The organism is Streptomyces sp. NPDC054841 (genome assembly GCF_053611045.1).
The window spans coordinates 1-18,803 of sequence record NZ_JBSGZO010000134.1 but is presented as its reverse complement, the minus strand read 5'-3'; the positions used below and the strand labels follow the sequence as shown (position 1 = coordinate 18,803).

The window sequence follows — 18,803 nt, the reverse complement described above, 5'->3', positions numbered from 1 at the left end:
TCCAGGGACTCACCACGTGGCGCGTACCTGACGGATGATGCGACGGCGCAACCGCACCCTGCGGCTGCCGTCCCGGCGCAGAGTCAGTCGGTCCAACTCCCAGTGTCCGTATTCGGCATGGTCGGTCAGCAGACGGGTGGCCTCCTTGCGGGAGACCCCGCGAGGCACGTACACGTCGACAAATTCGTATTCCGGCATCGCATCTATTGTGCGGGCAGAGGCCCAGTACGGATAGCGTCTGCACTATGTCTGATGCTTCCGCTCCTGCGCAGCCCACGGCTGCCGAGGTTCGCGCCGCCGCCGAGGCGGTCAAAGCCGCGCTGGACCGTCACCTCGAAGCGGTCGAAAGCCGCACGGGAGAGGACGACCCGGCGGTGTTCGCGGCGTTCAATGCGCTTGCCGCCGCGGCCGAGGCGTACGACGAGCGGCTCTACGACCGCTACGACGAAGTAACCCCCTTCGAGATCCCCGGAGCGGACGACTCCCTGCCGCCCTACGCGGGCCCCGACGAGCCGAACGCGCTGAGCGTCCTCATCCGCCGCGACTACGCCGTGGTGGAGCCGCACCGGCTGCTCGCCCAGGCGCAGCGCATCGCCGATATCGACCGCGACGAGATCGCGGACGAGGCGCATGCGGCGGTGGTCGGCACGAGCGTGCACGCCGCGCTCGGCGTGCTCTTCGGTGAGTTCGAACCGGACGAAATCGCCTCCCGGCACAAGGAGTTCGGTCTGGAGGAGGGCGACTCGACGCTGTGGGTGTCCGCGGCAGAGGAGCTTCCCGAGCCGGGCGAGTGGCTGAGCACCCCGTTCGACCAGGCCGATCCGGAGCGCGTCGTCTGCCGCTTCGACGTCAGCTCGGTCTTCGACGAGGAGGCGGACGAGGGGGACGTGGACCGGGACGACCTGGACACCGCTGACAGGTGAAACGTCGGGGGCTTACGCCCCCGACCTCGTGGGCCAGGGGCCGCCCCTCACCGCCCGGAGCCCGACCCTTCTCGACGGTGGGCGGCGCGCGTACCGGGCCCGTCCGGCGATTGCGGACGGACCTCCGGGCGCCTGCCCGGGCCGGGGAACGGCACGCTTTCGCCGCCGAGAACCCCCGGCCAAGGGTTCACTCGGTCCGGGGCGTGAGGAGCCCTTCGAGCAGGACCCGCAGCCGGGTCGTACGCGCCGGAGCCGGGACCTCCGCGACCGCGCGCGGAAGTGCCTGGTCCACGCCGTGGACCACGGACAGATGGCGCTCGCCGCGGCTGAACGCGGTGTAGACCCAGGGGCGGCTCAGGCTCTGCGCAGCGTCACCGGGCAGGACCACGACCGCAGCGGCCCAGCGCATCCCCGCCGCCTGGTGCGCCGTGAGCGCCCAGCCGTGCCGTACCGCCGACTCGACCCGCTCCTTCGGTACGACGACGGGCGTGCCCTCGCAGTCGAGCCGCAGGCCCTCCGCGTCGGCCGAGACCACCGTGCCGTGCAGAGTGCGGCCCGGCGCCGGGACGTGGGCGACCCGGTCGCCCGGGTCGAAGCCACCGAAGCGGCCGGGACCGGGGTTGAGCCGCTGCTTCAGTGCGGCGTTGAGCGCGCGGGTGCCCGCGGCGCCGCCATGGCCGACCGTGATCACCTGGGTCTCCGAGGCCGGCACCCCGATCGCGCGGGGCACCGAGTCCGCGACCAGCTGGACCGTCCGGTGCACCGCCTCGCCCGCGTCCCGCACGGGAACGATGACGACCTCCTTGCCCGGCGCGTCCACCTGCGTCAGCTCACCGATGCCGATGCCGGAGACCAGCTCCCCCAGCGGGCCCGGGTCCGGTGTGCGGGACGCGATGTGCGGGCACACACGGGCGGCCACCACATCGGCGAACACCCGGCCCGCACCTGCCGACCACAGCACACCGGGGTCACCGCTCAGCACCAGCCGACAGCCGTCCGGGAGCGACTCCACGAGCATCGCCGCGGTCTCGACGTCCAGCTGCGGTGCGTCGAGGACGGCGAGCAGATCGAGGGCGAGCATGCCGTCCTCGTCCCTGCCCGGGCCCTGCGCACCCGAGAGGAGCCCCTGCACGGTGACCGCGCCGGCGCCCAGCCTGCGCCGGCCGTTCTCACTGTGGGCCGCGGCCACCGCGCGCAGCCCGAGGGCGCGGGCCGTCTCGACCAGGGCAGCCGGTTCGGCACGCGCCGCCTCGCCGCCCGTGTGCACCACGAGCCCGTGCGCGGCGGCGGCACGGATCAGTTCCGCGGCCGACGGGGAGCCGGCCTTGTCCGCCGCGTCCTCGAAGGACGTCTCCTGGACCGTCTTGACCAGCCGGGCCAGTCCGTCCGCGAGGCTCTCCTCGGCGAGCGCATACCGGTCGAGGCCCAGCAGCACGGGCACGGACCGCTGCTCCTCGGCGGCCTCCTCGCCCTCCTCGCCCTCCTCGCCCTCCGCCGTCTCCTCACCCTGCTCGCGGTCCTCCGCACCGTCCTGGAAGACCAGCACGGCTCCCTCACCGATGGCGTGCTCCAGCGCCTCGTCCGGGTCGGGCACGGAACGCTCGGCGAGCGCGGCGCGTACGGACGAGGACTCCAGCGCCGTGTGCCCCTGGAGCGCGGCGCGCTCCAGCAGCCAGGTCACCAGCGCCGCCGCCCGCCGCGCGTCACCCGGCCCGCACTCCGCGCCGAGCAGTGCCCGGGCGAATCCGTCGGCCTGCTCCGGCCGCACCCCGGGCACGGCCAGCAGCCGCCATGGGTCCTCGCGCAGCGCCTCCGCGGCCTGCTCACCGAGCACCCCGGCGACCCGCGTCGCGAGCCCCTCGGGCGCCCCGCCCGTCACCAGCACCTCCAGCACGGCCGCCACGGCCTGCGGGTCGGCCTGCTGCGGGCCGCGCTCCGGCTCCGGCACGCTCGGCCGGGGCGGCGCGGGCACGGAAGACGGCGCAGGCCGCCGGGGCGCGGTCGGCGCGTCGAAGAACGCGGCCCCCGGCTTCTCCCCGCTCTCCACGGCCCGTACCGCGGCCAGTAGATCGGCGGCCGTCCCGCTCAGCTTCCCGCCGGCCGCGATCGGCCCGCCCTTCTCGGCCTTCCGCTGCTCGATGCGCGCCCTCAGCTCCCGCTGCGCGGCAACCTCGGCCGCCGCCTCGGACACCTCGGCGCCCTCGCCCGCCTGGCCTGCCGCGTCCGCCGTGCCGTCCTCGTCCGCCGTGCCGTCCTCGTCCGCCGTGTTGTCCTCGTCGGCCCCACCGTTCTCGCCGGCCCCCATGCCCGACTCCGCCGGCTCGACCGATGCGCCGTCCGCGCCGCCGGTCTCCCCGTCCGTCCGCGCGTCCCCCGCACCGTCGGCCGGATCGGGACCGCCCGTCGCGGGGCCCGGGTCCGCCTGGGCGGGTGCGTCGGAGGCGACGCCCTCGGGGGCCTCGGCTGCGGAGTCGTCGGCCGGGGATCCGGGGGTCGCCCCGGGAAGCGCAGTCACAGCGTGCTCCAGTCCTGATCGGGATAGCGGTGCACGGGCGCCGACACATCGTCGAGCGCCTGGCAGATCTCGTCAGGAAGACTAAGGCTCTCCACTGACAATGCGGCCGTGAGCTGCTGCGCGTTGCGCGCGCCGACGATCGGGGCCACCACGCCGGGACGGTCCCGGACCCATGCGAGCGCCACCTCCAGCGGCGTGGTCGCGAGTCCGTCCGCGGCCGTCGCCACCGCGTCCACGATCCGGCCCGCCGCCTCGTCCAGATACGGCTCCACGAACGCCGCCAGCTGCTCCGAAGCCCCGCGCGAGTCCGCCGGCGTCCCGTGCCGGTACTTGCCGGTGAGCACGCCACGGCCCAGCGGAGACGACGGCAGCAGGCCCACGCCGAGGTCCAGCGCCGCGGGCAGCACCTCGCGCTCGACACCGCGCTGCAGCAGTGAGTACTCCATCTGCGTGCTGGCCAGCCGGGTCCGTATGCCCGGGGCCGCGAGCTGCCAGGTCGACGCCTTCGCGAGCTGCCAGCCGCAGAAGTCCGCCACACCGGCATAGCGCGCCCGGCCGCTGCTCACCGCGACGTCCAGCGCCTGGAGGGTTTCCTCCAGCGGGGTGTGCGGATCGAAGCCGTGGACCTGCCAGAGGTCCACATGGTCCGTGCCGAGCCGCTCGAGCGACGCGTCCAGCGCCGCCAGCAGATGACCTCGCGAGCCGTCGAACCGGCGGTCCGGGTCGAGCACGCTGCCCGACTTCGTGGCGATGACCAGATCGCGCCGCGGCACCAGTCGCTCCACCAGCTGCCCCAGCAGATACTCGGCATCCCCGCCGCCGTACACATCCGCCGTGTCGACCAGCGTGCCGCCCGCCTCCCAGAAGGCCTTCAACTGGTCGGCGGCGTCGTGCTCGTCGGTGTCGCGCCCCCACGTCAGGGTGCCGAGCCCGATCCGGGACACACGCAGGCCGGTACGGCCGAGATGCCTCTGCTCCATGGCCGCGAGATTACTGGCCACAGCCCCACCCGGAGCGACCCTGTGGACAACTCGCCCCCGAGCCGGCGCTGACGGATCCCGGCCGCCCGCGCTAGAGTCCCCGCCAAGGGACGTTACTCATCGGTAAGGGGAGCGGTATGCGGCTCGGCATCAACCTCGGCTACTGGGGCGCGGGGATGGACGGCGACAACCTCGCCGTCGCGCAGGAGGCGGACCGCCTCGGCTACGACGTCTGCTGGGCCGCCGAGGCGTACGGCTCCGACGCCCCGACCGTGCTCGCCTGGGTCGCCGCGCAGACCGAGAGCATCGACGTCGGCTCCGCCATCCTCCAGATCCCCGCCCGCCAGCCCGCGATGACGGCGATGACCGCCGCCACCCTCGACTCGCTCTCCGGCGGCCGCTTCCGCCTCGGCCTCGGCGTCTCGGGCCCGCAGGTCTCCGAGGGCTGGTACGGCGTCAAGTTCGACAAGCCCCTCTCCCGCACCCGCGAGTACGTCGAGATCGTCCGCAAGGCGATGACCCGCGAGCGCCTCTCGTACGAGGGCGAGCACTGGACCCTTCCGCTGCCCGGTGGCCCGGGCAAGCCGATCAAGCTCACCGTCCACCCGCAGCGCGAGCACATCCCGCTGTACATCGCCGCCATCGGCCCCAAGAACCTGGAGCAGACCGGCGAGATCGCCGACGGCGCGCTGCTGATCTTCCCCTCCGCCGACCACCTGGAGGACACCGCGATCCGTCACATCCGCGCGGGCCGCGAGAAGGCCGGGAAGACCATGGACGGCTTCGACGTCTGCCCCACCGTGCCGCTCGCCGTCGGCGACGACGTCAAGGCCCTGGCCGACATGTTCCGGCCGTACACCGCGCTGTACGTCGGCGGCATGGGCAGCCGCAAGCAGAACTTCTACAACCAGCTCGCCCAGCGCATGGGCTACGAGAAGGAAGCCGCGGAGATCCAGGACAAGTACCTCTCCGGCGACAAGGACGGCGCCGCCGCCGCCGTACCGCACGAGCTGATCGACTCGACCACCCTGCTCGGCTCCGTCGACCGGATCGCCGAGCGGATGCAGGCGTACGCCGCGGCCGGCGTGACCACCCTGACCCTGGCCCCTGCGGGCTTCACCCTCGACGAGCGGCTCGCCGCCCTGCGGGCCGGCACGGACGCCCTGGAGCGCTCCGGCCTCGCCTGAGAAACATCTGCGGCCGTGGTGGGGGCTCGGGGTCATCCCCGCCACGGCCGTCACGCTGATAACGCGCCACAGCCCCCTCGGTAACGCTCCCCGCGCGCCCTGCCGCACCCCCCGCCGCCCGCCCCCGGCGCTCTCATTCGGCCGAGTCGTCCGGCGCTGCTGTTGCCGGTCCGTCCTGTCCGCATTTGACTCGTTCTTTGCGGACACCTGACGGAGGTGGCAGTGATGCTCTCGGCCCGGAGCCTTTTCCAGGAAATCCTCGAGAACGACGATTCCTACCAGCTCTTCTGTTCGATCGCGGCCAGCGGCGAGACCCAGGGCGGCTGGGAGAACGGCCGGATCGCCGCGCTCGTCCCCGACACCATGCGGGACCTCGCCCCGAAGATCACCCGGCACGCCGCCGACGAGGACAAGCACGGCCGCCTCTTCAACGGGCTGCTGAAGAAGCGGGGCCTCGACCCGGTCGAGGTCCCGCCCGAGACCGACTACACGATGCTGCTGGAGCGCCGGGGCATCGGCCTCGCTCACGACAAGCTGCGCCGCGACGTGCCGCTCACCGAGCACGACATCGTCGTCTACCTCTCGCACAGCCGGGTCACCGAGCAGCGCGCCGCCGACCAGATGGACATGCTGGTGAAGTACTTCGGCGAGCACCCCGAGGTCGGCAAGGCCATCAAGCAGATCTGTCACGACGAGGACAACCACCTGGCGTACTGCCACGAGGAGTTGCTCCGCCTCGCCTACGCCGGCCACGGCCGTGCCATCCAGAGCACCCTGCGCGAGTGTGCCCTCACCGAGATCGCGATCTACCGGGACGTCAGCCTCGCCGTCATGTCCCACATGGCCGGGCTGCTCAAGTGGCCCAGGCCCAAGTCCGCCGCGCTTGCCGCCGGTATCCACGCCATGTACGCGTACGAGCGCGCCGGCGGCTGGCGGCGCATGGTCACTCTGACGATGCCCGAGCGGCGCGACGCCCTGGGGGTCCCCCCGCCGGAGGCAGGGGGAGGTCCGGCGACCACGGCCACCGTCGTCTGAGGCACGGCACATCGTCCGGGGTACCGCAAGCCCGGATCACAGCCAGCCGCGGCGCTTGAACAGCCGGTGCAGCCCGATCACCACCGCGGCCATGCCCAGGATCAGCGCCGGGTACGCCCACCCCCAGTGCAGCTCGGGCATGTGGTCGAAGTTCATGCCGTAGATCCCGGCGACCATGGTGGGGACGGCGATCATGGCCGCCCACGCGGAGATCTTCCGTACGTCGTCGTTCTGCTGCACGCCCATCTGCGCGAGATGCGCGGACAGGATGTCCGAGAGCAGCCTGTCGAGGCCCTCCACCTGTTCGTTGACGCGTGTCAGATGGTCGTTGACGTCCCGGAAGAACGGCTGCGAGTGCTCATGCACGAAGGGCACGGCCGCCCCCGCGAGCCGGGCCATCGGCAACGCCAGAGGCACGGTGGCCCGGCGGAACTCCAGCACCTGCCGCTTGAAGTTGTAGATCTTGGCGGCAGTGTTCCGGGTGTCCCCTCTCATGGGCGCGAAGACCTCCGCCTCCATCCCCTCCAGATCCAGCTGGAGCTCGCCGGCGACGTCGATGTAGTGGTCGACGATGGCGTCGGCGACGGCGTACAGGACCGCCGTCGGGCCGTGCTTGAGCACGTTCGGATCGGCCTCCAGCCGCACCCGCACCGCATGCAGTGGCGCGCTTTCCCCGTGCCGGACCGTCACCACGAACGAGTCACCGATGAAGACCATCACCTCGTCGGCGGAGACGGTGTCGCTCTTCGCCTCGTACGCCACCGGTTTGAGGACTATGAACAGGGAGTCGTCGTACACCTCGAGCTTGGGCCGCTGATGGGCCGTGAGCGCGTCCTCGACCGCCAGCGGGTGCAGCCCGAACTCGCTGCTGACGAGGTCGAACTCGTCCTGGGTCGGTTCGTACAGCCCGATCCACAGGAAGGCGTCCCCGGTCGCGCGGGCCTCGGCGAGCGCGTCGGAGAAGTCGTCGGGACCCTTGGTGCGGCGGCCCTCCCGGTAGATGGCGTAGTCGACGATCACGGGCGCATTCTTCCGCGCCCGCCGTCCGCCCGCATCCCCACGGCAGGGAGATGCCTCGGCGTATGCGGTCGCCCGGACAGGGCCTAGGCTGGCCGCCATGGCCACGTTGATCCTCGTACGCCACGGACGGTCCACCGCCAACACCGCGGGGGTGCTCGCGGGCTGGACGCCCGGCGTCGTCCTCGACGACCGCGGCGCCGCGCAGGCCGCCGCGCTGCCCGGACGGCTCGCGGACGTGCAGCTCGCCGCGGCCGTCACCAGCCCCCTGGAGCGCTGCCAAGAGACCCTGCGGCCGCTGCTCGACGCACGGCCGGAACTGCCGCTGCACACCGACGAACGGATCGGCGAGTGCCACTACGGCGACTGGTCCGGCCGCAAGCTCGCCGAACTCGCCGACGAACCGCTGATGAAGATCGTGCAGCAGCACCCCTCCGCCGCGGCGTTCCCCGGCGGCGAGTCGATGCGCGCCATGCAGACGCGGGCCGTCGAGGCCGTACGGGACTGGAACGCGCGCATCGAGCAGGAGCACGGCGAGGACGCCGTGTATCTGATGTGCTCGCACGGCGACATCATCAAGTCGGTGGTGGCCGACGCCCTGGGCATGCACCTCGACCTCTTCCAGCGGCTCCACGTCGAGCCGTGTTCCGTGACGGCGATCCGCTACACCCGGCTCCGCCCCTTCCTGCTGCGGCTGGGAGACACCGGCGACCTCGGCGCGTTCAAGTCGCGGGAGAACGGCAAGGACGGGTCCGCGGTGGTCGGCGGCGGCGCGGGCGCACCGTGATCGATCCGCGCAGTAGGGTGGACGGGCCGAAACGACCCCACCACTGATCCAAGGGAGACAGGACGTGTCCCGTCAGGTGTACCTCTACGACCCACCGGAGCGGTTCGTGGCCGGTACGGTCGGGCTGCCTGGACGCCGTACGTTCTTCCTGCAGGCTTCCGCAGGGGGGCGGGTGACCAGCGTGGCCCTGGAGAAGACCCAGGTGGCCGCGCTCGCCGAGCGGATCGATGAACTGCTCGACGAGGTCGTGCGGCGCACCGGGGGCAACGCCCCGGTGCCTGCCATGGCGCCCGCGGACATCGCCGACACCGCGCCGCTCGACGTGCCGGTGGAGGAGGAGTTCCGGGTCGGCACGATGGCGCTGGCCTGGGACGGCGAGGAACAGCGCATGATCGTCGAGGCGCAGGCGCTCGTCGAGCTGGACGCGGACTCCGAGGAGGACCTCGCGGAGGCTGAGGAACGGCTGCTGCAGGACGAGGAGAACGGTCCGCCGATGCTGCGCGTCCGGCTGACCGGCGCGCAGGCGAGGGCCTTCGCCAAGCGTGCCCTGGACGTCGTGAACGCGGGGCGGCCGCCGTGCCCCCTGTGCAGCCTGCCGCTCGACCCGGAGGGACATGTATGCCCGCGCCAGAACGGATACCGCCGCGGAGCGTGACCGCGCTCGACCCGGCGCTCGACCTGCTCACCAACGGTGAGCTGACCGTTCGCGGCCGGGTCCGCGAGGCGTCGAACGCGGTTCTGTACTGCTCCGTCGCGTACGACGGCGAGGAAGCGCACTGCGTGTACAAGCCGATCGCGGGGGAGCGGCCGCTGTGGGACTTCCCCGACGGAACGCTGGCGCAGCGGGAGGTGGCGGCGTACGAGCTGTCCGAGGCGACCGGATGGGGGCTGGTGCCTCCGACCGTGCTGCGGGACGGGCCCTACGGCGAGGGCATGGTCCAGCTCTGGATCGAAGCGGACCCTTCGGCACCCTCCCTGCTGGCACTGGTGGAGGACGACGAGCCGGGGAACGGCTGGAAGGCGGTCGCCCTGGCGGAGGTCGGGGAGGGGCGGACGGCGCTCCTCGTGCACGCCGACGACCCACGGCTGCGGAGACTGGCCGTCCTGGACGCGGTGATCAACAACGGTGACCGCAAGGGCGGGCACCTGCTGCCGACGGCGGACGGGCGTCTCTACGCGATCGACCACGGGGTGACGTTCAACGTGGACGACAAGCTCCGGACGCTGCTGTGGGGATGGGCGGGTGAGCCGCTGCTCCCCGAGGCCGTCGAGGTCCTCGGGATCCTCGCCGCGTCCCTCGCCGAGGACGGCCCCCTGGCCGCACGCCTCGCGGCACTCCTCACTCCGGCAGAGGTGGACGCCGTCCGCTCCCGGATCGCGGCACTGCGTGAGACGTCCCACCATCCGGAGCCCTCGGGCAGCTGGCCCGCGATCCCGTGGCCCCCGGTGTAGGCACCCCAGGAGCGCCGCCACAGGGCGCCATACCCCCACCCCGGTCATAGGTGCAAGAGGGCCGAACCAGCCAAGAGGAGCCATCCGGTTCGTATCCGGAACGCGCATCCGGTTACGCTCATGACATGCATGCCTGGCCCGCTTCTGAGGTCCCCGCCCTGCCCGGCACGGGCCGCGACCTCCGGATCCACGACACCGCGACCGGCGGCCTCGTCACCCTCGACCCCGGTCCCGTCGCCCGTATCTACGTCTGCGGCATCACCCCGTACGACGCGACCCACCTGGGTCACGCGGCGACCTACAACGCGTTCGACCTCGTGCAGCGCGTGTGGCTCGACACCAAGCGGCAGGTTCACTACGTCCAGAACGTCACCGACGTGGATGATCCGCTCCTGGAGCGTGCCATCCGCGACGGACAGGACTGGACCGAACTCGCGGAGCGCGAGACCACCCTTTTCCGCGAGGACATGACCGCCCTGCGGATGCTTCCCCCGCAGCACTACATCGGCGCCGTCGAGGCCATACCGGGAATCGTTCCGCTCGTCGAGCGGCTGCGCGACGCCGGCGCCGCGTACGAGCTCGACGGGGACGTGTACTTCTCCGTGGAGGCCGACCCGTACTTCGGCCAGGTGTCGCACTACGACGCCGACCTGATGCGCGCCCTCTCCGCCGAGCGGGGCGGCGACCCCGACCGCCCCGGAAAGAAGAACCCGCTCGACCCCATGCTCTGGATGGCCGCCCGCCCGGGCGAGCCGAGCTGGGACGGCGGCACCCTCGGCCCCGGCCGGCCCGGCTGGCACATCGAGTGCGTGGCCATCGCCCTCGACCACCTCGGCATGGGCTTCGATGTCCAGGGCGGCGGCTCCGATCTCGCCTTCCCGCACCACGAGATGGGCGCCTCGCACGCCCAGGCCCTCACCGGCGAGTACCCGTTCGCCAAGGCCTATGTGCACGCCGGGATGGTCGCCCTGCACGGCGAGAAGATGTCCAAGTCCAAGGGCAACCTGGTCTTCGTCTCCACGCTGCGCCGCGAGGGCGTCGACCCGGCCGCCATCCGGCTGGCGCTGCTCTCGCACCACTACCGCGCCGACTGGGAGTGGACCGACCAGGTCCTGCAGGACGCAGTGGCCCGCCTCGGCCGCTGGCGCGCCGCCGTGTCCCGTCCTGACGGGCCGTCCGCCGACGCGCTCGTCGAGGAGATCCGCGACGCCCTGGCGAACGACCTGGACGCCCCCGCCGCGCTGGCCGCCGTCGACCGCTGGACCGAGCGCCAGCAGGCCGAAGGCGGCACGGACGAGAGCGCACCCGGTCTGGTGTCGCGTGCCGTGGACGCCCTGTTGGGCGTCGCCCTGTAGTCCCGTCCCATTCCGAAACCCGCCCCCGGACTCGACCCGAGTCCGGGGGCGGGTCTGTTTTGTCCATGGTCACATGCTCGTTTCTGCGCTAAGTAGGCCCTATGCAATCACCAATGCGCATCAGAGCGGCGGTGGCCGGAGCCCTGCTCGGTCTCCTCACGGTGTTCGCGGGACCGGGAAGCGCCCAGGCCGACCCGGCTCCCACCACCGTCGGGGACGTCACCGGCTTCACCGCCGAAGGACTCGTCTACCGACTGACCGCTGGGCAGGCCGAGGCCCGCGTCAGCTTCGTCTCCGCGGAGACCTTCCGCCTCGAACTCGCCCCGGACGGCAGGTTCACCGACCCCACCGGCACCGACATCGTCCTGCCGCAGGGCAAACCGCCCGCGACCCGCTGGACGGACCGCGGCGACCGCTACGAACTCAGTACGTCAAAGGTGACATTGCGCGCCTACAAGTCACCGCTGCGCTTCGCGCTCCACCGCGCCGACGGCACCCAGCTCTGGGCCGAGACCAAGGGCCTGACCTGGACCGGCACGACCACCACCCAGAGCCTCGCCCGTGGCGCCGACGAGCAGTACTACGGCGCCGGCATGCAGAACGGCCGCGGCAACACCTCCCACCGCGGCAAGACCGTCGAGGTCGGCGTCGACTACAACTGGAACGACGGCGGTCACCCCAACTCCGTCCCGTTCTACCTCTCCTCGGCCGGCTACGGCGTCTACCGCAACACCTACGCGCCCAACACGTATGTCTTCGGCGAGCCGGTGACCACCACCGCGAAGGAACAGCGCTTCGACGCCTACTACTTCGCCGGGCCGAGCGCCAAGGACGTCATCGGGCAGTACACCCAGCTCACCGGCAAGCCCTTCATGCCGCCCGTCTACGGCCTGGAGATCGGCGACGCCGACTGCTATCTCCACAACGCCAACCGCGGTGAACGGCACACCCTGGACGCACTCAAGGTCGCCGACGGCTACGTCGAGCACGACATGCCCAACGGCTGGATGCTCGTCAACGACGGCTACGGCTGCGGCTACGAGAACCTCGCCGAGACCGCCCAGGGCCTCCAAAAGCGCAAGATGCAGCTCGGCCTGTGGACCGAGGACGGCCTCGGCAAGCTCGCCGACCAGGTGAAGGCCGGCCAGCGCGTCGCCAAGCTCGACGTCGCCTGGGTCGGCGCGGGCTACAAGTTCGCCCTCGACGGCTGCAAGGACGCCCACGCCGGCATCGAGGCGAACAGTGACGCCCGCGGCTTCACCTGGGCGCCCGAAAGCTGGTCCGGAGCCCAGCGCTGCGGCGTCCAGTGGTCCGGCGACCAGTCCGGCACCTGGGAGTACATCCGCTGGCAGATCCCGACCTACGCGGGCGCGTCCATGTCCGGCCTCGCGTACACGACGGGCGACGTGGACGGCATCTTCGGCGGCAGCCCCAAGACGTACACCCGCGATCTGCAGTGGAAGATGTTCCTCCCGGTCACGATGACCATGGACGGCTGGGCCGCCAGCGACAAGCAGCCCTTCCGCTACGGCGAGCCCTACACGTCGGTCAACCGCGACTACCTCAAGCTCCACGAGTCCCTGCTGCCGTACATCTACTCGCACGCCCATGAGGCGACGAAGACCGGTGTCGGCCTCGCCCGTCCGCTCGTGCTGGAGTACCCGGACGATCCCAAGGCGGCGACGGACGCCGCGAAGTACGAGTTCCTCAGCGGCAAGGATTTCCTCGTCGCACCCGTCTACCAGGACGCCGTGCAGCGCGACGGCATCTATCTGCCCAAGGGAACCTGGGTCGACTACTGGAGCGGACGGACCTACGAAGGCCCGGTCACCGTCGACAACTACAGTGCCCCGCTCGACACGCTCCCGCTGTTCGTCCGCGCCGGCGCCACCGTCCCCATGTGGCCCGGCGGCATCCGCTCGTACGCCGACCGCACCGCGGACTCCCCGCTGGCCTGGGACATCTACCCGCAGGGCACGTCGTCCTTCACTCTCTACGAGGACGACGGAGTGACGCGCGCACACCAGGCCGGCAAGTACGCCACCCAGCGCGCCGACGTCGAGGCCCCACGCCGCGGCGCGGGCGACGTGAGCGTGCGGATCGGCCCGAGCAAGGGCTCCTTCACGGGCAAGCAGACGGCGCGGCCGTACCATTTCACCTTGCACACCGGTGACGCACCGAGCGCCGTGGAACTCGACGGCCGCACGCTGCCCCGGCTCTCCTCCGAGGCGGCGTACGAGGCGGCGAGCCACGGCTGGTGGTACGACCGGGACGACCGTGGCGGTGTGGTCAAGGTCAAGACCGCCGCCCTGCGCACCGACCGTGGCTTCGAGCTGGAGCTCAAGAACACGGCGGCGGTCGGCGGCGCCGTCCCGGGAGCCGCGGCCGTCGTCGCCGCGCCGGGGGGACAGGAACTGGGCGCCGGTACGCCGGGCACGGTCGCGGTCGACGTCACGGCGGGCAGCCGCGACGCGACCGGGGTGTCCGTCTCGCTGGACGCCCCGGCGGGCTGGCAGGTGACGCCCGCGGCGACCGTGGAACGTATCCCCGCGGGGAGCACGAAGCGCGTCGAGGTCGCGGTCACCCCCGCCAAGGACGTCAAGCCCGGCGAGGCGACGCTGACGGCCACCGCCCGCTACCGGTCCGCCGGTGAATCCCGTACCGCCGTCCAGCGGTTCGCGGCCGGAGTGATGCCGGAGCCACCGGCCGGCGACGTCTGGGCGAGCGATCTGGTCTGGCTGAAGTCCACCAACGGATGGGGTCCGCCCGAACGGGACCGCAGCAACGGCGAATCAGGTGCGAGCGACGGACATCCGCTCACCCTCGCCGGACAGACCTACGAGAAGGGGATCGGGGCACACGCCGACTCCGACATCGAGGTCTACCTCGGCGGCCGCTGCACCGCGTTCACCGCCGACGTGGGCATCGACGACGAGATCAACGGCTACGGCGAAGTGGCCTTCTCGGTCGAGGCGGACGGCAAGGTGCTGTGGACCTCGCCCAAGCTGAGCGGCGCGTCCGCGACCGTACCGGCCGAGGTCGATGTGACGGGGGCGCGGCACGTCCATCTCAAGGTCACCGACACCAACGGCTCCAAGAGCGGTGACCACGCGGACTGGGCGGCCGCCCGATTCCGCTGCGGCTGACGGCCTGTACGCAGGCTGACCGTTCGTACGGCGGCCTGCACGGCCCGTACGCCGGCTGACAGCCCGTACGACGACTGACGGTTCGTCACCATCCGGTGCCGGGCGGGCCCGTGCCCGTCCGGCACCCTCTCCTCCGCTTCATGATTCGCGGTGCGAGGGTGCCCGGTGTGTGGTGAGGTATCAGCATCTGTCGATCATTTGTCGGAAGGACGCACAGTGGAACGTTCCTTCGCACGCAGAAAGCTTCTCGGAGCGGCCGCCGCGCTCGGCACGGCCGCGCTCCTGCAACCATTGGCCGGGCCGGCTCACGCGGCCGACGGATCCGCCGCCGGCGGTGAACTCTGGCCCACAGGCTTCCCCCTGCCGAGCGGGTTCGCACCCGAGGGCATCACCATCGGACGCACCCCGTACGCCTACTTCGGCTCCCTCGTCAACGGCGATGTGTACCGGGCGAGCCTGGCCACCGGCCGCGGCCGGGTCATCAGCAAGGGGCTCGGTGCCGGACACATGACCGTCGGGCTGAAGATCGACCGGCAGGAGCGGCGGCTGTTCCTCTCCGGCGGCTACAGCCGCGAGATCAGGGTCGCCGACGCCCACACCGGGGAGCTCGTCAGGAACTTCACCGTCGGCGCGCCCAGCACCATGGTGAACGACGTCATCCTCACCCCGGGCGCGGCCTGGTTCACGGACTCCTTCCAACCTCAGCTCTACCGGCTGTCGTTGGACCGGCACGGCGAACCGGCCCGCGAGGTGGCGACCGTACCGCTGAGCGGCGACTGGGCGCAGGGCCCGGACTTCACGGCCAACGGCATCGAGCGGACGCCCGACGGGTGCGCTCTGCTGGTGGTGAACACCGTGGTGGACGGCGGCTCGCTGATGCGCGTCGACCCGCACACGGCCGTCGCCCGCAAGGTCGACCTCGGTGGCCTCAAGATCCCGTTCGGGGACGGCATTCTGCTGCTCGGCAGGGTCCTGTACATCGTGCAGCAGCAACTGAACCAGATCGATGTGGTCCGGCTGAACGAGTCGGGCACCAGGGGCAGGGCGATCGCCCGGATCGCCGACCCGGAGCGCTTCCGGATCCCGACGACGGCCGCGGCCTTTGGTGACCGGATCTATCTGCCGAACGCCCGCTTCGACGTGGAGCCGGCGCCCGGCGTCGAGTACGACGTGGTGGCGGTCGACCAGGTGTGAGCGCGTGAACGGCGAAGCGGGGTGGTGCCGGTGCGGCACCGCCCCGCTCGTCGTCCCGCTCACTCCTCGGACGTGTCCGTGGAGTCCGAGTCGTCCTCGGGCCCCGGCTCCGGCTCCGCCCTCGGTGGCTTCGGCGGCCGCGTCCGCCCGCTGGAGGTGTCCCGCAGGTACGAGCCGTCCCCGCTCTCCGTGGCATGACCGCCCGGCGCCTGGCCGGGTCCTCCGTCCCGCCGCCGCAGATACCGCTCGAACTCGCGGGCGATGGCCTCGCCGGACGCCTCGGGAAGTTCCGCGGTGTCCCGCGCCTCCTCCAGTGTCTGCACGTACTCCGCCACTTCGCTGTCCTCGGAGGCCAGTTGGTCCACCCCGAGCTGCCAGGCCCGCGCGTCCTCGGGCAGCTCGCCCAGCGGGATACGGAGGTCGATGAGGTCCTCCAGCCGGTTCAGCAGCGCCAGCGTCGCCTTCGGATTGGGCGGTTGTGACACATAGTGCGGCACCGCGGCCCACAGCGACACGGCCGGCACCCCGGCGTGCGTGCACGCCTCCTGGAGGATGCCGACGATGCCCGTGGGGCCCTCGTAACGGGTCTCCTCCAGGTCCATGGTCCGCGCCAGGTCCGGATCCGAGGTGACACCGCTGACGGGCACCGGGCGGGTGTGCGGGGTGTCGCCGAGCAGCGCGCCCAGGATCACCACCATCTCGACGCCCAGCTCATGGGCGAAGCCGAGCAGCTCGTTGCAGAACGAGCGCCAGCGCATGGACGGCTCGATCCCGCGGACCAGCACCAGGTCGCGAGGCTTCTCGCCACCGACCCGGACCACGGAGAGCCGGGTCGTGGGCCAGGTGATCTTCCGTACCCCGCCGTCCAGCCAAACCGTGGGCCGGTTGACCTGGAAGTCGTAGTAGTCCTCGGCGTCGAGCGCCGCGAACACCTCGCCCTTCCATTCCCGGTCCAGATGCGCGACAGCGGTGGAGGCGGCGTCACCCGCGTCGTTCCAGCCCTCGAACGCGGCCACCATGACCGGGTCGATCAGCTCGGGAACCCCCTCGAGCTCGATCACCCAGGCCTCCTTCCGACGTTCCCTTTCGTACGCCCCAACCTTACGGCTTCGCGGGCGCCCGCCCGCAGCCCCTTGCACGGCCGGGTGAACTTCCATACGGCAGGGGCATAGGTCAGAGGAATACCAGTTCCAGCCGCAGATTCATCCGAGCTGTGACCGATGAATTCTGTCCCGGCCCTGGACTGACGGTCGCAGCGGGCGCTATACATCGGATGACCGCAAGAGGTCCGATGTCCTGGTCCGGTGTTCTGGTCCGATGTTCTGGACGTATTCACCGGACTCACCGGACTCACCGGACTCGCCGAACTTGTCGAACTTGCCGTACTTACCGTCGGGGGCGTGCATGAGTCAGACCGTCACAGGGTTCGAGGTCCACGACATCCGCTTCCCCACCTCGGAACAACTCGACGGATCCGACGCCATGAACCCCGGCATCGCCGTGGACGCCAACCAGCGCTGGGACGTCGCCGATGCCCTGCGCTGGATGGAAGCCCTCGCTCCGTACCAGCCGCACCGGATCGAGGAGCCCACCAGCCCCGACGACGTCCTCGGCCACGCCGCGGTACGCGCCGGGCAACACTTCACCGACTCCGCCGTCGTCGAGGGCGGGCACTATGTCGCGCCGCGCGCCCCGGGCTTCTCCGCCCGGATGCGGCCCGAGTCGCTCGCCGCGCACCGCTGTCCGGAAGAGCTCGTCTGGCAGGCCCGCCGCACCACCGCAGCCGAGGAGTTCAGCGCGGCGGTCGCGGCGTCAACCCCGGCACGGCCGGCACCCCCTGGCGGCCGGCTGCTCGACCAGGCCGACAACCCTGCCGCCGAGCGGGCCGCGCTCGAAGCCCGCCAGCCCGCCGGACGGCTGGTCGCCGCGGCCGAGGTCGCGGCCGCCGTCGTCTACCTCGCCAGTCCCGCCGCGGCCGCCGTCACCGGCACGGCACTCGCGGTCGACGGCGGAATGCAGGGCCTGCGCCTGCGCCCCGCCACCTGAGCCGCCATATGAGCCGACAACCGTAGAAAGACAGGACCATGAGAGTGCGTACGACAAGTGTCGCGGCCTGCGCCGTACTTCTGGCCGTGACGGCCCTCGCGGGCTGCAACCGGGACCAGGGCGGCGGCTCAGGCGCCGGCAAGGTGGGCATCGATCTGCCGCGCAATGACAGCGACTTCTGGAACTCGTACCAGCAGTACATCGAGAAGGGTGTCAAGGACGGCAAGGTCGACGCGCTCCCGCTGACCAACTCACAGAACGACATCGGAAAGCTCGTCTCCAACGTCCTGGACTTCATGGACCAGGACGCCAAGGCCGTCGTCATGGCCCCGCAGGACACCGGCGCGACAGCCGAGACCCTGCAGATCCTGGAAGAGAAGAAGATCCCGGTCGTCTCCATCGACACCCGCCCCGACAAGGGCAGCGTCTACATGGTGGTCCGTGCCGACAACCGAGCCTACGGCGAGAAGGCCTGCCAGTACCTCGGCGAGCAGCTCAAGGGCAAGGGCAAGGTGGTCGAGTTCCAGGGCGATCTGTTCTCGATCAACGGCTCGGAGCGCTCCGAGGCCTTCAAGTCCTGCATGGACAAGAACTTCCCCGGCATCAAGGTCTTCGAGCTGGCCACCGACTGGAAGGGCGACGTGGCCTCCGCCAAACTCGAGTCGACGCTCGCCGCCCACCCCGACATCAACGGCATCTACATGCAGGCCGGCGGCGTCTTCCTGCAGCCCACCCTCGCCCTGCTGGAGCAGAAGGAACTCCTCAAGGCGCCGGGCGCCCCCGGTCACATCACCATCATCTCCAACGACGGCATCCCGGAGGAGCTGGCCGCAATCCGCGCCGGGAAGATCGACGCCACCGTCTCCCAGCCCGCCGACCTCTACGCCACGTACGCGCTCTTCTACGCGAAGGCCGCCCTGGACGGGAAGACGTTCAAGGAGGGCCCGACCGACCACGACTCCACCATCATCAAGATCCCGGGCGGCTACGAGGACCAGCTCCCCGCGCCGCTCGTGACCAAGAACAACGTGGACGACCCGAAGCTCTGGGCCAACCAGCTGGAGAAGAAGAGCTAGTGCCCCTCCCGGCAAGCTTTGCCCTGTCGCGCCGCCCGGCACGCACCCTCGCTGCGTTGGCCAAAAGCCCTGGTAGCTCCGCTACAAGGA

The 18,803-nt window shown here is 71.3% G+C and carries 15 protein-coding genes and 2 pseudogenes; 12 read left to right on the top strand and 5 right to left on the bottom strand.

Going from position 1 to position 18,803, the window contains the following annotated elements:
* Positions 1 to 9: 9 nt before the first annotated feature.
* Positions 10 to 198 (bottom strand): DUF5703 family protein, encoded by a 189-nt coding sequence (locus ACWGI8_RS19455; protein WP_137990344.1) that lies wholly within the window; start codon positions 196 to 198, stop codon positions 10 to 12.
* A 47-nt stretch (positions 199 to 245) separates the two neighbouring features.
* Here ACWGI8_RS19455 and ACWGI8_RS19450 point away from each other — a divergent pair, with 47 nt between their 5' ends.
* The gene (locus ACWGI8_RS19450; RefSeq protein ID WP_453662452.1) at positions 246 to 923 is read left to right on the top strand and encodes a hypothetical protein; all 678 of its coding nucleotides are present in this window, start codon (positions 246 to 248) and stop codon (positions 921 to 923) included.
* A gap of 187 nt (positions 924 to 1,110) precedes the next feature.
* Here the strand turns inward: ACWGI8_RS19450 and ACWGI8_RS19445 are convergent, their stop codons facing one another.
* Both ACWGI8_RS19445 and ACWGI8_RS19440 read right to left on the bottom strand, forming a co-directional pair.
* Positions 1,111 to 3,438, bottom strand: a complete 2,328-nt coding sequence (locus ACWGI8_RS19445; RefSeq protein ID WP_453662450.1) for a helix-hairpin-helix domain-containing protein — start codon at positions 3,436 to 3,438, stop codon at positions 1,111 to 1,113.
* Complete coding sequence (locus ACWGI8_RS19440; protein ID WP_453662448.1) at positions 3,435 to 4,418, bottom strand: aldo/keto reductase; 984 nt, start codon at positions 4,416 to 4,418, stop codon at positions 3,435 to 3,437. Before ACWGI8_RS19440 ends, ACWGI8_RS19445 begins: the two co-directional genes overlap by 4 nt.
* Before the next feature lie 137 nt (positions 4,419 to 4,555).
* Between ACWGI8_RS19440 and ACWGI8_RS19435 the strand changes: the two genes are divergently transcribed.
* Positions 4,556 to 5,605: an LLM class F420-dependent oxidoreductase gene (locus tag ACWGI8_RS19435; protein WP_453662447.1), complete on the top strand. Its 1,050-nt coding sequence runs from the start codon at positions 4,556 to 4,558 to the stop codon at positions 5,603 to 5,605.
* 225 nt (positions 5,606 to 5,830) lie between these two features.
* The gene (locus ACWGI8_RS19430) at positions 5,831 to 6,640 is read left to right on the top strand and encodes a ferritin-like domain-containing protein (protein WP_453662445.1); all 810 of its coding nucleotides are present in this window, start codon (positions 5,831 to 5,833) and stop codon (positions 6,638 to 6,640) included.
* 36 nt (positions 6,641 to 6,676) lie between these two features.
* Here ACWGI8_RS19430 and corA read toward each other — a convergent pair whose 3' ends face one another.
* Positions 6,677 to 7,660: a magnesium/cobalt transporter CorA gene (gene corA, locus ACWGI8_RS19425; RefSeq protein WP_453662444.1), complete on the bottom strand. Its 984-nt coding sequence runs from the start codon at positions 7,658 to 7,660 to the stop codon at positions 6,677 to 6,679.
* Positions 7,661 to 7,757: 97 nt separating this feature from the next.
* Here corA and ACWGI8_RS19420 point away from each other — a divergent pair, with 97 nt between their 5' ends.
* The 6 genes from ACWGI8_RS19420 (at position 7,758) to ACWGI8_RS19395 (ending at position 15,591) form a co-directional block, all read left to right on the top strand.
* On the top strand, positions 7,758 to 8,444 hold the full coding sequence (locus ACWGI8_RS19420) for a histidine phosphatase family protein (RefSeq protein ID WP_453662442.1): 687 nt from the start codon (positions 7,758 to 7,760) through the stop codon (positions 8,442 to 8,444).
* A gap of 64 nt (positions 8,445 to 8,508) precedes the next feature.
* Positions 8,509 to 9,099 carry a DUF3090 domain-containing protein gene (locus ACWGI8_RS19415; RefSeq protein WP_453662440.1) on the top strand — a complete coding sequence of 197 codons (591 nt, stop codon included), beginning with the start codon at positions 8,509 to 8,511 and terminating at the stop codon, positions 9,097 to 9,099.
* The gene (locus ACWGI8_RS19410; RefSeq protein ID WP_453662438.1) at positions 9,063 to 9,896 is read left to right on the top strand and encodes an SCO1664 family protein; all 834 of its coding nucleotides are present in this window, start codon (positions 9,063 to 9,065) and stop codon (positions 9,894 to 9,896) included. Before ACWGI8_RS19415 ends, ACWGI8_RS19410 begins: the two co-directional genes overlap by 37 nt.
* 125 nt (positions 9,897 to 10,021) lie before the next feature.
* Positions 10,022 to 11,251, top strand: coding sequence for a cysteine--1-D-myo-inosityl 2-amino-2-deoxy-alpha-D-glucopyranoside ligase (gene mshC / locus ACWGI8_RS19405; RefSeq protein WP_453662436.1), 1,230 nt, complete (start codon positions 10,022 to 10,024; stop codon positions 11,249 to 11,251).
* 101 nt (positions 11,252 to 11,352) lie between these two features.
* Positions 11,353 to 14,397, top strand: a complete 3,045-nt coding sequence (locus tag ACWGI8_RS19400) for an NPCBM/NEW2 domain-containing protein (protein ID WP_453662435.1) — start codon at positions 11,353 to 11,355, stop codon at positions 14,395 to 14,397.
* Between the two features lie 216 nt (positions 14,398 to 14,613).
* Positions 14,614 to 15,591, top strand: coding sequence for an SMP-30/gluconolactonase/LRE family protein (locus ACWGI8_RS19395; RefSeq protein WP_453662433.1), 978 nt, complete (start codon positions 14,614 to 14,616; stop codon positions 15,589 to 15,591).
* Positions 15,592 to 15,650: 59 nt separating this feature from the next.
* Here the strand turns inward: ACWGI8_RS19395 and ACWGI8_RS19390 are convergent, their stop codons facing one another.
* On the bottom strand, positions 15,651 to 16,652 hold the full coding sequence (locus ACWGI8_RS19390; protein ID WP_453662431.1) for a PAC2 family protein: 1,002 nt from the start codon (positions 16,650 to 16,652) through the stop codon (positions 15,651 to 15,653).
* 256 nt (positions 16,653 to 16,908) lie between these two features.
* Here ACWGI8_RS19390 and ACWGI8_RS19385 point away from each other — a divergent pair.
* The 3 genes and pseudogenes from ACWGI8_RS19385 to ACWGI8_RS19375 all read left to right on the top strand — a co-directional run.
* A pseudogene (locus ACWGI8_RS19385) lies at positions 16,909 to 17,163 on the top strand (hypothetical protein); the annotation flags it as partial.
* Positions 17,164 to 17,399: 236 nt separating this feature from the next.
* Positions 17,400 to 17,637 (top strand): annotated as a pseudogene (locus ACWGI8_RS19380) (SDR family oxidoreductase); the annotation flags it as partial.
* 38 nt (positions 17,638 to 17,675) lie between these two features.
* On the top strand, positions 17,676 to 18,713 hold the full coding sequence (locus tag ACWGI8_RS19375; protein ID WP_453662429.1) for a sugar ABC transporter substrate-binding protein: 1,038 nt from the start codon (positions 17,676 to 17,678) through the stop codon (positions 18,711 to 18,713).
* Positions 18,714 to 18,803: the final 90 nt, after the last annotated feature.

Excerpts from the sequence above, each read along its gene's own strand:
- ACWGI8_RS19455 (WP_137990344.1), bottom strand. The coding sequence starts at position 198 with ATGCCGGAATACGAATTTGTCGACGTGTACGTGCCTCGCGGGGTCTCC.
- ACWGI8_RS19450 (WP_453662452.1), top strand. The coding sequence starts at position 246 with ATGTCTGATGCTTCCGCTCCTGCGCAGCCCACGGCTGCCGAGGTTCGC.
- ACWGI8_RS19440 (WP_453662448.1), bottom strand. The coding sequence starts at position 4,418 with ATGGAGCAGAGGCATCTCGGCCGTACCGGCCTGCGTGTGTCCCGGATC.
- ACWGI8_RS19435 (WP_453662447.1), top strand. The coding sequence starts at position 4,556 with ATGCGGCTCGGCATCAACCTCGGCTACTGGGGCGCGGGGATGGACGGC.
- ACWGI8_RS19430 (WP_453662445.1), top strand. The coding sequence starts at position 5,831 with ATGCTCTCGGCCCGGAGCCTTTTCCAGGAAATCCTCGAGAACGACGAT.
- ACWGI8_RS19420 (WP_453662442.1), top strand. The coding sequence starts at position 7,758 with ATGGCCACGTTGATCCTCGTACGCCACGGACGGTCCACCGCCAACACC.
- ACWGI8_RS19410 (WP_453662438.1), top strand. The coding sequence starts at position 9,063 with ATGCCCGCGCCAGAACGGATACCGCCGCGGAGCGTGACCGCGCTCGAC.
- mshC (WP_453662436.1), top strand. The coding sequence starts at position 10,022 with ATGCATGCCTGGCCCGCTTCTGAGGTCCCCGCCCTGCCCGGCACGGGC.
- ACWGI8_RS19400 (WP_453662435.1), top strand. The coding sequence starts at position 11,353 with ATGCAATCACCAATGCGCATCAGAGCGGCGGTGGCCGGAGCCCTGCTC.
- ACWGI8_RS19375 (WP_453662429.1), top strand. The coding sequence starts at position 17,676 with ATGAGAGTGCGTACGACAAGTGTCGCGGCCTGCGCCGTACTTCTGGCC.